The sequence below is a fragment of the Streptomyces sp. NBC_00390 genome (genome assembly GCF_036057275.1).
Classification (GTDB): Bacteria; Actinomycetota; Actinomycetes; order Streptomycetales; family Streptomycetaceae; genus Streptomyces.
This window is the reverse complement of record NZ_CP107945.1, coordinates 8,017,751-8,030,457: the sequence shown is the minus strand read 5'-3', so window position 1 is coordinate 8,030,457 and position 12,707 is coordinate 8,017,751. Positions and strand designations below refer to the sequence as shown.

Annotated in this window: 15 protein-coding genes; 8 read left to right on the top strand and 7 right to left on the bottom strand. The window is 69.1% G+C overall.

Translation table 11 applies throughout. The features are described 5' to 3' along the window. The 4 genes from urtD (at window position 1) to OHS70_RS35765 (ending at window position 3,150) form a co-directional block, all read left to right on the top strand. Complete coding sequence (gene urtD, locus OHS70_RS35780) at window positions 1-786, top strand: urea ABC transporter ATP-binding protein UrtD (protein ID WP_328404577.1); 786 nt, start codon at window positions 1-3, stop codon at window positions 784-786. Next, window positions 786-1,478 carry an urea ABC transporter ATP-binding subunit UrtE gene (gene urtE / locus OHS70_RS35775; RefSeq protein WP_328406133.1) on the top strand — a complete coding sequence of 231 codons (693 nt, stop codon included), beginning with the start codon at window positions 786-788 and terminating at the stop codon, window positions 1,476-1,478. The genes urtD and urtE overlap by 1 nt, the downstream gene beginning before the upstream one ends. Before the next feature lie 97 nt (window positions 1,479-1,575). Next, the gene (locus OHS70_RS35770; protein WP_328404575.1) at window positions 1,576-2,202 is read left to right on the top strand and encodes a carbohydrate-binding module family 20 domain-containing protein; all 627 of its coding nucleotides are present in this window, start codon (window positions 1,576-1,578) and stop codon (window positions 2,200-2,202) included. A gap of 135 nt (window positions 2,203-2,337) precedes the next feature. Next, window positions 2,338-3,150: an SAM-dependent methyltransferase gene (locus OHS70_RS35765; RefSeq protein WP_328404573.1), complete on the top strand. Its 813-nt coding sequence runs from the start codon at window positions 2,338-2,340 to the stop codon at window positions 3,148-3,150. A gap of 96 nt (window positions 3,151-3,246) precedes the next feature. Here OHS70_RS35765 and OHS70_RS35760 read toward each other — a convergent pair whose 3' ends face one another. Then, a complete protein-coding gene (locus OHS70_RS35760) occupies window positions 3,247-4,149 on the bottom strand; it encodes a helix-turn-helix domain-containing protein (RefSeq protein WP_328404571.1) in 903 nt (300 codons plus the stop codon). Between the two features lie 90 nt (window positions 4,150-4,239). After that, window positions 4,240-4,473, bottom strand: coding sequence for a DUF397 domain-containing protein (locus tag OHS70_RS35755; RefSeq protein WP_328404570.1), 234 nt, complete (start codon window positions 4,471-4,473; stop codon window positions 4,240-4,242). A gap of 164 nt (window positions 4,474-4,637) precedes the next feature. Here OHS70_RS35755 and OHS70_RS35750 point away from each other — a divergent pair, with 164 nt between their 5' ends. Beyond that, entirely contained in the window at window positions 4,638-5,219 is a 582-nt protein-coding gene (locus OHS70_RS35750) for an ATP-binding protein (protein ID WP_328404568.1), read from the top strand. Between the two features lie 28 nt (window positions 5,220-5,247). Here OHS70_RS35750 and OHS70_RS35745 read toward each other — a convergent pair whose 3' ends face one another. Continuing rightward, a complete protein-coding gene (locus OHS70_RS35745) occupies window positions 5,248-6,273 on the bottom strand; it encodes an NAD(P)-dependent alcohol dehydrogenase (protein ID WP_328404566.1) in 1,026 nt (341 codons plus the stop codon). A gap of 106 nt (window positions 6,274-6,379) precedes the next feature. Between OHS70_RS35745 and OHS70_RS35740 the strand changes: the two genes are divergently transcribed. Further along, window positions 6,380-7,048: a TetR/AcrR family transcriptional regulator C-terminal domain-containing protein gene (locus tag OHS70_RS35740; RefSeq protein WP_328404563.1), complete on the top strand. Its 669-nt coding sequence runs from the start codon at window positions 6,380-6,382 to the stop codon at window positions 7,046-7,048. Between the two features lie 114 nt (window positions 7,049-7,162). Here the strand turns inward: OHS70_RS35740 and OHS70_RS35735 are convergent, their stop codons facing one another. After that, a complete protein-coding gene (locus OHS70_RS35735) occupies window positions 7,163-8,053 on the bottom strand; it encodes a hypothetical protein (protein WP_328404561.1) in 891 nt (296 codons plus the stop codon). Between the two features lie 211 nt (window positions 8,054-8,264). Here OHS70_RS35735 and OHS70_RS35730 point away from each other — a divergent pair, with 211 nt between their 5' ends. Next, window positions 8,265-9,494 (top strand): LmeA family phospholipid-binding protein, encoded by a 1,230-nt coding sequence (locus OHS70_RS35730; RefSeq protein ID WP_328404558.1) that lies wholly within the window; start codon window positions 8,265-8,267, stop codon window positions 9,492-9,494. Between the two features lie 77 nt (window positions 9,495-9,571). Next, window positions 9,572-9,745, top strand: coding sequence for a hypothetical protein (locus OHS70_RS35725; RefSeq protein WP_328404556.1), 174 nt, complete (start codon window positions 9,572-9,574; stop codon window positions 9,743-9,745). Between the two features lie 76 nt (window positions 9,746-9,821). Here OHS70_RS35725 and OHS70_RS35720 read toward each other — a convergent pair whose 3' ends face one another. The 3 genes from OHS70_RS35720 to OHS70_RS35710 form a co-directional block, all read right to left on the bottom strand. Further along, window positions 9,822-11,450, bottom strand: coding sequence for an FAD-binding oxidoreductase (locus OHS70_RS35720; RefSeq protein WP_328404554.1), 1,629 nt, complete (start codon window positions 11,448-11,450; stop codon window positions 9,822-9,824). A gap of 244 nt (window positions 11,451-11,694) precedes the next feature. Next, a complete protein-coding gene (locus tag OHS70_RS35715; RefSeq protein WP_328404552.1) occupies window positions 11,695-11,943 on the bottom strand; it encodes a hypothetical protein in 249 nt (82 codons plus the stop codon). Between the two features lie 373 nt (window positions 11,944-12,316). Then, a complete protein-coding gene (locus OHS70_RS35710) occupies window positions 12,317-12,586 on the bottom strand; it encodes a WhiB family transcriptional regulator (protein WP_328404550.1) in 270 nt (89 codons plus the stop codon). Window positions 12,587-12,707 lie beyond the last annotated feature (121 nt).

Below are 12,707 nucleotides of genomic sequence, written 5' to 3'. Positions count from 1 at the left end.
ATGAACAGCGACAAGCCGGGCGACGGGCTGAGCGTCCGCGATCTGCGGGTGTCGTTCGACGGCTTCACGGCGGTCGACGGCGTGAACCTGGATGTACGCCCGGGCGATCTGCGGTTTCTCATCGGCCCGAACGGTGCCGGGAAGACCACGCTGGTCGACGCGGTCTCCGGGCTGGTGAGGGCCACCGGCTCGGTCCGCTTCGGCGGGCAGGAACTCATCGGCAAGGCGGTGCACAGGATTGCCCGCCTCGGGATCGGGCGTACGTTCCAGACGGCCACGGTCTTCGAAGAGCTGACCGTCCTTCAGAACCTGGACATCGCCGCCGGGGCCGGGCGGGGACCGCTGACCATGCTCCGGCGGCGCAGGGGCGTGCCGGAGCCGGTCGCCGAGGTGCTTCAGACCACCGGGCTGACCGGCCTGCGCGACCGGCCTGCGGGTGTGCTGGCGCACGGCCAGAAGCAGTGGCTGGAGATCGGCATGCTGCTGGTGCAGGACGTACGGCTGCTGCTCCTCGACGAGCCGGTGGCGGGAATGAGCCACGAGGAGCGCGAGGCGACGGGTGAACTTCTGCGACGCGTGAACGAGGACAGTACACGCACGGTCGTCGTCATCGAGCACGACATGGACTTCATGCGGTCCTTCGCGAGCAGCGTCAGCGTGCTGCACGCCGGCAAGGTGCTGAGCGAAGGCACCGTCACCGACGTCCAGGCCGACCCCCGGGTGCAGGAGGTCTACCTCGGCCGCGCCTCCGTTGCCGAACCCGTCCCGTCCGCACAGGAGGCATGATGCTGCAGATCCACGACGTCCGGGCCGGCTACGACCGCTCTCCCGTCCTGCACGGCGTGACGCTGTCGGTTCCCGAGAACAAGGTCGCGGTGGTCCTCGGTCACAACGGGGCGGGCAAGAGCACCCTGTTGCGGGCGGCCATGGGACTGCTCAGGCCGAAGAGCGGAACGGTGCTGCTCGACGGCGAGGACATCACCCGTCTCGCCCCGCACCGGCGAGTCGCGCGCGGCATCGCATACGTACCCCAGGGCCAGCAGTCCTTCCCGCACCTCACCACGGCCGAGAACCTCCACCTCGTCGCGGACGGGCGGCCCGACGGAAAGTCGGCGATCGCCGACGCCCTGGATCTCTTCCCCGTACTGCGCGAACTCACCGGCCGGCGGGCCGGACTGCTCTCCGGTGGCCAGCGTCAGCAGCTCGCCATCGCCCGAGCGCTCATCACCCGTCCGAGACTGCTGCTCCTCGACGAGCCGACAGAGGGAATCCAGCCCTCTGTCGTGACCGAGATCGAGGAGACGATCCTCGCCGTGACCCGGCGCGGCGGAATGTCCGTGCTGCTCGTCGAGCAGCACGTCGGCTTCGCCATGCGTGCCGCGGAGCGCTACTACGTCCTGGAGGCGGGGCGCATCACCTCGTCCGGGGAAGGGGGAACCGGCGCGGAGCAGACCGTTCGGACGGCGCTCAGCGTGTGAAGCGCTGCAAGATTTTTCCGAAACTTGCAACAAGCACTTGCAGTTTCGCTAACGTGGACGAGCTGACACGCCACTCGCTGTGAAAGGGGCTTTGAACGTGCGCAGTTCATCCAGAAAGAGGCATGTGCTCGGCCGGCCGGCGTTGCTCTCGCTCCTGCTGGTAGCCGTCGTCCAGACGGGCCCGGCCCATGCCTCGGCAGCCGGGGGCGGCGTTCCGTCGACGTTCCGTGCCGCGACGTCGACCAGCTGGGGCCAGCAGGTGTTCGTCACCGGCGACGCGGAGGCTCTGGGAGCCTGGGATCCGGCGCTGGCCCTGCCCCTCGACGCGGCCGCGTATCCGACGTGGTCGGGCGAGACCGCGCTCCCGGCCGGCACGGCCGTCCAGTACAAGTACTTCATCAGGAACCCGGACGGCTCGGTGATCTGGGAGGAGGGCCTGAACCGCACCCTCACACCCTGGGCGGACTCGCCCGTGACCACTACCGACCGCTTCCGATTCTCGTCGGACACCCCTGCGTCCGGTACGGCGCCGACATGCGTCACCTCCAGCAGCGGCTGGCGGTACACATTCGTCCGCAACGACTGCGGCACACCGTACGAGTTGCAGGTGATCTACCGGGACGGCAGCGAGAGCGGGTGCCGCCACGTGGCTCCGGGGTCCGAGGCGACGTTCCCCGGGTACGGAACCCGCGCGAATCACCCGGTGGCGATCCACCACTGCTGACCTCAACTCGCCGATCTGGCCGAAAAAAGTGCCTCCGTCTGCTCACTCGCGAACATCGCCTGTATCGCCCTGCAGGCTGCTCATAGCATGGTCGCCCGATACAGCCTGACAGCCGAAGATGCGGGTGAGGACTGGATGCGACGCGAGTCGTGGCGCCCGGACGCCATCGACACGAAGGTGCCCAGCGTGGCACGAATGTACGACTACTTGCTGGGAGGCGACGACAACTACCAGTCCGACCGCGAGGCCTGTGAGCAGCTGCTGCAGCAGGTTCCCAGCACCAAGGTGCTGGCGGTCAACAACCGCCGTTTCCTGCAGCGCGTGGTGCGCCTGCTGGCCAGCGAGTACGGCGTGCGCCAGTTCATCGACCACGGCTCCGGTCTCCCGACCCAGGACAACGTCCACCAGGTCGCCCAGGCCGTGGATCCGGCCTCACGCGTGGTGTACGTCGACAACGACCCGATCGTGCTGGCCCATGGCCGGGCTCTGCTGGAGGAGAACGACCGCACCGCCGTCATCCACGCCGACATGCGGGACACCGACGTCATCTTCGGTCACGAGGAGACGACGAAGCTGATCGATTTCAGCCGACCGGTCGCGGCCCTGTTCGTATCGGTGCTGCACTGCATTCCTGACGAATCGGACCCGGCAGGGCTCGTCCGTCAGGTCGCCCAACGCCTCGCGCCGGGAAGCTTCCTCGTGGTCTGCCAGCTCGTCAGCGACCGTCCGGACATCCGGAAGTTCGTCACCGACTTCATGGCAGAGGCCACCGGGGGCCACTGGGGACGGGTACGCGAGGAACACGAGGTGACCGAGTACTTCAACGGGCTCGAGATCCTGGAGCCCGGCCTGGTGGAAGTGTCGACCTGGCGGCCCGACTCCGACCTCGCGCCCACACAGCTGACCGATGAATGGATCGAGTGGGGTGGCGTCGCCAGGATCCCGTGAAAATCGCCGGCGGACACGGCATCACGTCCGCGGACGCATTACAGCGCTCCGGACGGGACCCGCTTCGCGGCAGTCCCGTCCGGAGCGCTGTGGTGTTCAGAGGCCGGCCAGGCGCTCCCGTATCACCGCGATCGACTCCCTCGGCGTGAGCGCGCAGGCGCCGAGCCGGTCCAGCATGTCGCGGTACTGCTCGACGATCTGGGGTTTCTGACTGAACGTACTGTCGGTCAGATGCTCGATGTAGACGGCATCCTTGAGCTCCTCCAGCGCGAAGCGCAGGTAGGTCACACCCGTGCCGACACCGACCGAGGCGGTCACGTCGAGTGGGGCGATCTGCAGGACCACGCGGCGCTCCTCCATCATCGAGGCGAGATACTGGAGTTGCTCGCGCATCACCTCCGCTCCGCCGACCGTGCGCATCAGTACGGACTCGTCGATGAGCGCCCACAGACGCGATGCGTCCGGCTGCGCGAGCTGCCGCTGCCGCTCCTGCCTCAGGTCCACCCGCCGCTCGACGTCATGCGGGTAGAGGTGTGCCGGTCCGGAACGGATGACCGCCCGGGCGTAGGCGGGCGTTTGCAGCAGGCCGGGCACATAGAACGGCTCGTAGGTACGAATGGTCGCTGCCGCGCCCTCCAACGCGACCAGTGGAGCGAAGAAGTCGGACAGCACATCGCTGAACGAGCGCCACCAGTCCGGTCGGCGAGACTGCTCCACAAGCCGCATGAACTCGGCGACACGCTCTTCGTCGCTCACCCCGTACAGGCTCAGCAGAGCCGCGGCGTCCGCCGGCTTGCAGCCGTGCCGTCCCAGCTCGATCCGGCTGGTCTTCGACCGGGAGAAGCCGAGCCTGGTGTCCACGGCGGACGGATCGAGCCCGGCGCCGACCCGCAGCTCTCGCAACTTGCCGCCCAGGATCAGTTTCAGGGCCGTCGGGTTGCTCTCGACCGCCCCCAGTGACTCGACGAACAACGACGGGCTCGGTACCACTGCAGCCATCGCGCGCTCCTGCGGACTATGAGAGGACAACGACAGTATCGAGCACAGACGGGAGCGGCCAGGGGCAACCGGTCGGCCACCCATCGTGTTTCAGCCAATCATCGAGTCGAAATCGCCCTCGCGGGCTCCGGCCACGAAGGCGGCGATCTCGTCCCGGGTATAGACGAGCGCCGGTCCCTGCGGATCCCTGGAGTTGCGCACGGCGACATACCCGCCCGGCAGGCACGCCATCTCCACACAGTTTCCTGTTGCGTTGCTGCGGCTGCTCTTGATCCAGATCACCGAGTTCAGCTCGACCGCCCGCATGCCGTTGGGGAACTCCATGCCCAACCCCTTTCCTTTCGCACATCCGTTCACCCTGGAACCGGCCAGTGCAATCTCGGATGCAATTGCATTCTGAGGGCGCACTCGACAATACTCGTGCCACACCGAGTGCCGCAGCGTCGAACTCCGAATCCTGCAGGGGGACATGACCAGTGACGATTCACATGTCAGCCTCTTCCGCGACGAGGTTCGACCAAGAGGTGCCGCTGCTCGGCCACGCCGATCGCGGGACGGCGGCGCTGTCGCAGGGCCTGCCCGCGGACCCTGTGGCTCCCGGTTTCGAAGAATGCCCGGGCCCAGGCCTGTTCGCCGCCTGCGGACTGGACGGTCAGCTCCAGAACGCCCGGCAGGCACGGCAGTTCGTCGGCTTGACCCTCGACAGATGGGCGCTGCAGCCGCTCGCGCCTGACGCGGAACTCGTCGTCAGCGAGCTCGTGGCCAACGCCGTCCAGCATGCGCTGGCGCCCGCTCCGGCGGACCCCACGGACTACCCCCTCTGGCTGGGCCTCTTCCGCCATCCCGGGCACCTGGTCTGCGCCGTGGCCGACCCCAGCCCGGACCCGCCGCGGCGGCGCAACGCCGGCACCTCGGCACCCGGGGGCCGGGGGCTTGCGCTGATCGACGCACTCAGCGACAGCTGGTCCTGGTCCCGTACGCCGCCGCGCGGAAAGACGGTCTGGGCAACCCTTCCGCTTCCCGGCACCATCCGCGCCCTGCGGCAGCCACCGCATCCGCGCCCCGTGTAGCCGGCGGCCGAAGCCCCCGCGGAAGCTGTCACTGGGCATCGTTCATGGTGATCACGAGTTTGCCGGCGACGTGCCCGTCGCCGAGGCGCCGCATGGCTTCCACGGCGTGGCCGAGCGGATAGGTACGGTCGATGACCGGCCTGATCGCTCCTGACTCGGCGAGCTCCTTGAGCAAGATCAAGTCATCCTTGTCCTGTGTCGCCGCGAACGGGCGCAGCCGCTGGCGTACGAACGGAGCGACGACGAGCGCCGAGGCGAGCCGCCGGGCGGGGCCGAGCCACCTGCCCCCGCCGCCGGAGGACAGTACGAGGGTCCCCGTGGGGGCCAGCGCCCCGCGCAGTGCCGCCAGGGAGTGATTGCCGACAAGGTCGAGGATGACGTCGTAGCGCTGCTCGGCGGTGGTGAAGTCCTGGCCGGTGTAGTCGATGACATCATCGGCGCCGATCGATCTGACCAGATCGACGTTTCTCGTGCCGCAGACCCCGGTGACGCGGGCGCCGAGCCATGCGGCGATCTGAACGGCGAATGTGCCCACGCCACCCGAGGCACCGTTGATCAGGACCCGCTGCCCGGGCCGGACCTGCCCTCGATCGCGAAGTCCCTGCAGTGCGGCGGTGGCGGCCACCGGGATCGTCGCAGCCTGCTCGAACGACAGCGCCGCCGGCTTGGTGGCGACGAACCGTTCGGGGGCGCGGACGTACTCGGCAAGAGTGCCGGCGCATTCCGCGTACACGTGCTCGCCGACTTCCAGGCCCGCCACATTCCTGCCCACCGCCTCGATCTGCCCGGCCACGGCCCTGCCGAGGACATGGTTCGTCCGCGGCCGACGCAGTCCGCCCGCCATGGCCCGGACGGCAAAGGGCTCGCCACGCAGCAGGAAGGCGTCGGCGGCGTTGAGGGCGGCCGCATGCACCCGGATCAGCACCTCCTCGTCGGCGGGGACCGGCTTGTCGATCTCCCTGATGTCGAGTGCGTCGGGTGACCCGTACGCGTGGTGGACGACCGCCTTCATCGCGTCCGGCGACTGCTGCGCAGATACATCGGTGACACGCATCCCGGGCCTCTCTTTCAGCACATCGGTAGGCTTACAACGTAAGCCAGCTTACCGCGTAAGCTAAGGTCGTGATGCAGACCTGTCAAGGAGGAAGGGCGGAGCGACCATGGCACCGCGGAGCGCCGCGGGCGCGGCCCCACGTGAGCCGCTGAGCACGGAGCGCGTGCTGCGCACCGCACTGACACTCGCCGATTCCGGCGGCGCCGAAGCGCTGACCATGCGCAGGCTCGGCCAGGAACTGGGCGTCGAGGCCATGTCCCTGTACAAGCACGTGGCCAACAAGGACGCGATCCTGGACGGCATTGTCGATCTCGTCGTGGGCGAGATCAGTGTCCCGTCCCCGGAGGACGACTGGAAGGCGGCCATGCGCCGACGGGGGATCTCGGCACACGAAGTGCTGCTACGCCATCCATGGGCGTGCAGGCTGCTGATGTCCCGTCCGCACGTCGGGCCCGCGATGCTGCGCTATGTGGACTCGACACTCGGCAGCCTGCGGGAGGCGGGCTTCTCGATCGAGCAGGCCGACCGTGCATGGAGCGCCATGGACAGCCATATCTACGGCTTCACGCTCCAGAGACTCAACTTCCCCTTCGCTGTGGAGCAGTTCCCCGAAGCAGCGGCGACCCACCTGCCTCAACTGCCTCCCGGCCGTTACCCGCACCTGACCGAGATGGCCGTCCACGTCATGGAGGGCACGTACGACGGCGCACCCGACTTCGTCTTCGGCCTCGACCTGATCCTTGACGGCCTGGAACGGATGGCCGCGAGGGCCTGATCCGCCCGCAGGCCCAGGCACGAACTGCCGGGCACCGCGGCACTGGTGCCACGGTGCCCGGCAGCGGTGCACGCCTGCGAGAACACGCTCTGCGGGTCCGGACGGTGCAAGGGCCTACGAGGTGCCCTTCTGCATCAGCTCCCTGAAGTCCACCGTGTCGGAAGCCGCAGGCCTCTCCGCCGAGACCTTGGTGCCGTAGTCGCTGTAGAAAACGGTCGAGTTGAACTCGCCGGTCTTCATCTGGCCCCGTTCCACCTTCTTCACCAGCAGGTCGTTGTCGTCGACCCAGATGTCGACCTTCTCCGTGGTGATCCCGGCGGCGCTGAGCTGCTTCTTGAGCTGCGCGAGCTGGTCGGCGTCCAGGGAGCTGTTCTTCGCGCTGAGTTCGGCCACATCGACGGTGCCCGAGTAGTGCGTCGCCGTGACCCCGCGTACGTCCTCCCGGCCGACCTTCTTCACGTCACCCGAGGCCAGCAGGGACTTCACACCCTGGTCAGGGGTGGTGTTCTGCAGTTGGTCCTTCATCACCTCACCGGCCGCGCCGGCGACCTCGGCCAGATCGTCGTAGTCATAGCTGATCCAGTGCTTCCCACCGGACTGCTGGGCGGTGGCCGCGCCCATGTTCACGACGTAGCCCTCCTTGAAGTACCGGGCCTCGATCGGGCCGTCCACGCCGGCCTGCTTCAGGCTGTCCGCCATGGTGCCGCCGGTGTACGTGATCTCGATCGTGCCGGTGAGGCCGTCGGTCCATGCGATGGCCCCGGACTGCTTCATGGACATGGCGTCGCCCATCACCGTGGTGCCCTCGACACGCGCCGAATCGGCACCCTTGGTCTTCGCCTGCACACTGCGCAGTGCCGCGATCGGGTCCACCTTCACCACACCGGCGCCGCGATCCTGCTTGCTGTCCTGCTCGCCACCGGATCCGTTGCAGGAAGTGATCGACGCAAAGGCCACTGCCACGGCAGCGATTACGTACATGTGCCGCACGGTCTTCGTATTCATGCCTGCTCCACCCCTCGTTGTGTCGCTTCACGCTACCGCCCGGGTACGACATGGCCCCCCGCCCCCGGACATGGTGAAGACGGCCTTCGCCCCTTGAACGGTTGCGGTGGCTCTGCGGACGTGGTCCAAGTCTCACCCCGCCCGACACGGTCGGACTTGCGTTCGACCGTGGTGATCGTGATGGGATGAGCCGATGCGATCCCCCACACGCATGTCCAAGCAACCATTCAATCCGTACGACGAACTGGCTCAACTGGCGGACCCCGAACCGGAGTACGGCGCGGAACCGGTCGGCAGCGGCGAAGGCTTCTCGGGTTTCGACCGGCTCGGGATCCGCTCGGACGACGACGAGGCGGACGACTGGTCGCCTCCCAACCACCGTGGCAAGAGCCGCCTCGCGGCATTGCCTGTCGCGTTGAAACTCACCGTCGCGGCCGTCGTCACTGCGGCGTTGTTCGTGACGGGTGACCGCCTCGCGGTGGCGTACGCGGAGGAGAAGGCCGAGGACAGAATCCAGCAGTCGCTGGACCTCGCCGCCAGGCCACAGGTCGACATCGCGGGCTTCCCCTTCCTGACCCAGGTACTGGACCGCCGTATCGACAAGGCCGATGTCACCGTCCCCGACGTCGCCGCCGACAAGGTCTCCCTGGCCGAAGTGCACGCCACCGCAACCGACATACGGATCGTCGGCGATCTGCCGACCGCGATCCAGGGCGCGGTGATCGACCGCATGGACGGCGACGTGCTGCTCTCCTTCGACGACCTCAACCGCGAACTGGGCGCCTCGCAGGTGGAGTTCACCAACGCCGGACGCGGCACCATCCGGATCACCGGATCACTCCCGATCGCCGGGCGCGACGTGAGCGTATGGGCGAAGGCGCACCTGAAGCGCGACGGCGACCGCACCGTGTCCACCACCGTGGAATCCATGCGCCTGGACGTCCCGGGCATGTTCACCTACCGCCCCGGCAAGGACTCCGCGCACTCCGGACTGCGGCTGCACCCCGAAGCAGTACGCCGGATCACCAAGGAGGCGGCCCGTGCCAAGGCGCTGCTCGACCTGCCCGCCGTGGTCGAGCGTCTCGGCATACCCCGCTCCCACATCGACCGTGCCCTGGGAAGCGAGGCGGAACTCAGCCGGCTCACCGGCTCGCCGCGCTTCATCGAGCAGATGATGAAGGTCAACCTGGTCGACCTCGTCATCGACCACCCGTGGCTGCTGGAGAAGGCGGGCATCGACCCGAGCCTGATCGGTGCCCTGCTCGAGCTGCGGCCGCCGGAGTTGTCCGACCGGCTGTCCCTCTCCTTCTCGCTGCCGAAGACCACCGGCGACGTACGGCTGCGCGACATCGTGGTGGAGCGTTCGGGCGTACGGGCCGACCTCACCGGCACCGGCCTGACCTTCGGCGAGGTGGCCGGCACGGGCGGTGACAGGAGGTAGTCGCCCCCGCAGGGCCCAATCGTTTCAACCGTGCGAACCCGGGCACCTGCATCGCGACCGACGACGAAGGGACTGCCATGAGTGCCGGAGAGAAGGCCAAGGCCAAGGCCGAGCAGGTTGTCGGCAAGGCCATGCGGAAGACCGGCCACGCGATCCACCACCGGGAAGCCGAGGTCAAGGGCGCTGCCCTGGAGACCCGCGGCAAGGCGCGGGCTGCCAAGGAGAAGGCCAAGGACACCTTCAAGGACTGACCCCGCTCCCCCGCGGCAACGGGCCCGGCGGCACCCGCGTGCCGCCGGGCTGCCCCCGCGTGTCACGCGACCGCGGTCAGAACGACTGAGGGTGGCGGAAGAGACGCGCAGGGTCGTACGACCTCTTCACCCGCGCGAGGCGCTCTGCGTTCGCGCCGTAGTACGCCCGGCGCCAGTCCCGCAGTTTCGGATCTGTGTAGTTCTGGTACGCCTGCCCGCTCGCCCAAGGGCGCATCGCCCCGTGCGTGGAGTCGAGCCATGCCTGGTGGCGGGCGACCGTGGTCGCCGAGGCGTGGTCCGGCCACGAGACGATGTACTGCGCCAGGAACAGGGCGTTGCGGTGGACGAATGCCGTGTCGGCCGTCCGGACCCGCCCCACCGCGCCGCCCAAGGCGTCCAGGGCGACGCTCCCCGCGCCGCCTCCGGTGAGCGCTGCCAGGCGTTCCACCCGGGCGAGCAGCGCCTTGATCCCGTCGGACGGGATACGCCGGGTGTAGAAGTCCGAGCGTGCCGCATACGATTCGCGCGCCACCCGGCCCTGCGGGGTACGGCCGGGCAGGCCGCCCTTCTGGTGGGCCTGGGCGATGGTGAAGCCCGAGACGCCGCCCATCACCTTCATCGCGTCCATGAACGGCCTGGTGCGCACGGACACCGACCGGGCGGGCGCGCCGATGGCGTCGGCGAGCCGGTCGAGGCGGTTCTCGAGGTCGCTGCGGCCTGCGAGGGTCAGGCCGCCGACACGGACCGACCCGGGCCGTCCGCCCGCCGGCGCGGACAGGTGCAGATTGGCCCAGATCTCATCGGGTGCCGTGGGAGCCCAGCGCTGCCACTCACGCACGACGGCTGCGGCCCTGGACCATGGCCAGCTCAGGAAGAACGTCGTGCACCGGGGTGCCTCATGGGTACGCATGCGCAGTTCGGTGACGACGCCGAACTGGGCGTTGCCGCCGCCGCGCAGAGCCCAGAACAGGTCGGGGTCGTGCCGGGCGTCCACGTACCGGATCCGTCCGTCGGCGGTGACGATGCGGGCGCCGGTGACGCTGTCGCTCGTCAGGCCGTAGGCGCGGCTGACGACGCCGATGCCGCCGCCGAGAGCCAGTCCCGAGACGCCGACCGTCGGACAGGACCCGGCGGGCACGGTGCGCCCACGGGCCGTCAACCGGTCGTACACGTCGATCAGTTTGGCGCCGGCACCGATCGTCGCGGTGCTGCCCGAGAGGGAGACGGAGGCCATCTTCTGCACATCGACGACCAGGCCGGGCCCGGACGACCAGCCGGCGTACGAGTGGCCGCCGCTGCGCACGGCGACGGGCACCTGGTGGCGGCGGGCGAATTCCAGGCAGCTGCGCACGTCCTCGGGCCGTGCGCAGTACGCGATCCCGGCCGGCCGCATCCCGTCGAAGCGCGGATTGAACAGCTTGCGTGCGGCGTCGTAGTCGCGGGCGCCAGGCCGTACGAGGGTTCCGTCCAGCCCGCGTCCCAGTGCCGCCCAGTCACCTGCGCGAGGGGGACGGGGAGCTCTGCCTGCCGTGGGCGCGGACGACAGGGCGGTGGAGGCGCCCGCCGCCCGGGTCCCCACGGCCGCGGCCACGCCCACGCCGGCCGCGACACCGGCGCCCAGCAGGCGTCGGCGTGTCAGCCAGCCGGCGCCCGTGGCCGCCGCATCCGTGTCCGTGCCGCACTGCTGACGTACCGTCTCGTCCATCGCCCGTCCTCGCCCTCGGTTGGTGTCCGGTGGTGAGGATGGCGAGGGTGCGGTGGCGGGTTCCCTGCGCGTGCCGGCAGCCGGCCCTCCCGTCCGTGATGTCGCTCTCAGGTCTGCCCCGGCCGGCGGAGAAGGTTCCTGGCATCCGCGTCGGCACAGATGCCGTGCCACGTCACGGAGTTCGGGCACGCCCGACGCCCGGCGATGGGTGCGGGGCGGTGGCGGAGGATCGCCGTGTGCATCGTCACTCGGCACACTCCGAGCGGCGGGGCGGCAGCCCGGTGGGGACGACCCACGGCGCGGCGGCGCGCTCGGCTGTGGTCCTGCCGACGGCCCGGGCGTCGGCCTTCCGTAGGTGCATGCAGAAGGCGCAGGTCTCTCCCTCATGCGAACTGGAGGCAAGCCAGTACGCGTCGACAAGCGCGTGGTCTGGCTCAAGAATCGGGTCGTTGCCGAACGTATCCATGCCCAGACAACGGTCGAGTCCGGCCACGGGAACGCGATTCCCCTCACACGCAACCGAACTGTCACCAGTCCGCGAGGCGTTCCGGGGACCGCGCGGCAGAGGCGGGGCCCCGGCAGGCGGGCCGAATCGCAGGCCGGCCTGCGCATTTCCATGATCGCGGCATGTGCGGGCCCGGATCGACCGCCGGCGGGCGGCTGTCCGCGGACCTGGGTGCCGAGCCACGCGCGGTACGGCTCCAAGGCGTCGGCGACCGTGATCCCGAGCGGGCGGGTCGTGGTGCCGAAGATGATTGCCGGCGCGCGAGGTTCAGATCGAGGACGGCGCCTCCGGATACGCCCGGATCGCACGGCGGTACCCATACGAATCACAGGCGCCCCGGCGGCCCGATGCGCCGCACCTGTCAGCACGTGCCCCGTCCCACGGAGCGCCGCCGGGCCGTCCGGCGCTTGAGTGCCCGCCGTTCGTCCTCGTCGAGACCGCCCCAGACACCGGAGTCCTGGCCATGGGCCATGGCCCAGTTCAGGCACTGCTCGCGGACTCGGCACCGGCGACAGACCGCCTTGGCGTCGGCGGCCTGAAGCACGGCCGGTCCGGTGTTGCCGACCGGGAAGAACAGGTCGGGGTCCTCGTCGAGGCATGCCGCGTCATGACGCCAGTTCGCGCTCTCCACAGGAAGTGCCTCCTTCAATCGCAGACGTTGATCGGTTCCCGTTCGGGTCGCCGACAACGGGCTGCTGAAACCTCCGACGCGTATGAGCAGGCGGGATCTGGCCGAAATGCAGTCGACCGGG

Excerpts from the sequence above, each read along its gene's own strand:
- OHS70_RS35730 (WP_328404558.1), top strand. The coding sequence starts at position 8,265 with ATGTCCAAGCAACCATTCAATCCGTACGACGAACTGGCTCAACTGGCG.
- OHS70_RS35755 (WP_328404570.1), bottom strand. The coding sequence starts at position 4,473 with ATGGAGTTCCCCAACGGCATGCGGGCGGTCGAGCTGAACTCGGTGATC.
- OHS70_RS35725 (WP_328404556.1), top strand. The coding sequence starts at position 9,572 with ATGAGTGCCGGAGAGAAGGCCAAGGCCAAGGCCGAGCAGGTTGTCGGC.
- urtD (WP_328404577.1), top strand. The coding sequence starts at position 1 with ATGAACAGCGACAAGCCGGGCGACGGGCTGAGCGTCCGCGATCTGCGG.
- OHS70_RS35745 (WP_328404566.1), bottom strand. The coding sequence starts at position 6,273 with ATGCGTGTCACCGATGTATCTGCGCAGCAGTCGCCGGACGCGATGAAG.
- OHS70_RS35740 (WP_328404563.1), top strand. The coding sequence starts at position 6,380 with ATGGCACCGCGGAGCGCCGCGGGCGCGGCCCCACGTGAGCCGCTGAGC.
- OHS70_RS35760 (WP_328404571.1), bottom strand. The coding sequence starts at position 4,149 with ATGGCTGCAGTGGTACCGAGCCCGTCGTTGTTCGTCGAGTCACTGGGG.
- OHS70_RS35750 (WP_328404568.1), top strand. The coding sequence starts at position 4,638 with ATGTCAGCCTCTTCCGCGACGAGGTTCGACCAAGAGGTGCCGCTGCTC.
- OHS70_RS35735 (WP_328404561.1), bottom strand. The coding sequence starts at position 8,053 with ATGAATACGAAGACCGTGCGGCACATGTACGTAATCGCTGCCGTGGCA.
- OHS70_RS35720 (WP_328404554.1), bottom strand. The coding sequence starts at position 11,450 with ATGGACGAGACGGTACGTCAGCAGTGCGGCACGGACACGGATGCGGCG.
- OHS70_RS35765 (WP_328404573.1), top strand. The coding sequence starts at position 2,338 with ATGCGACGCGAGTCGTGGCGCCCGGACGCCATCGACACGAAGGTGCCC.
- urtE (WP_328406133.1), top strand. The coding sequence starts at position 786 with ATGCTGCAGATCCACGACGTCCGGGCCGGCTACGACCGCTCTCCCGTC.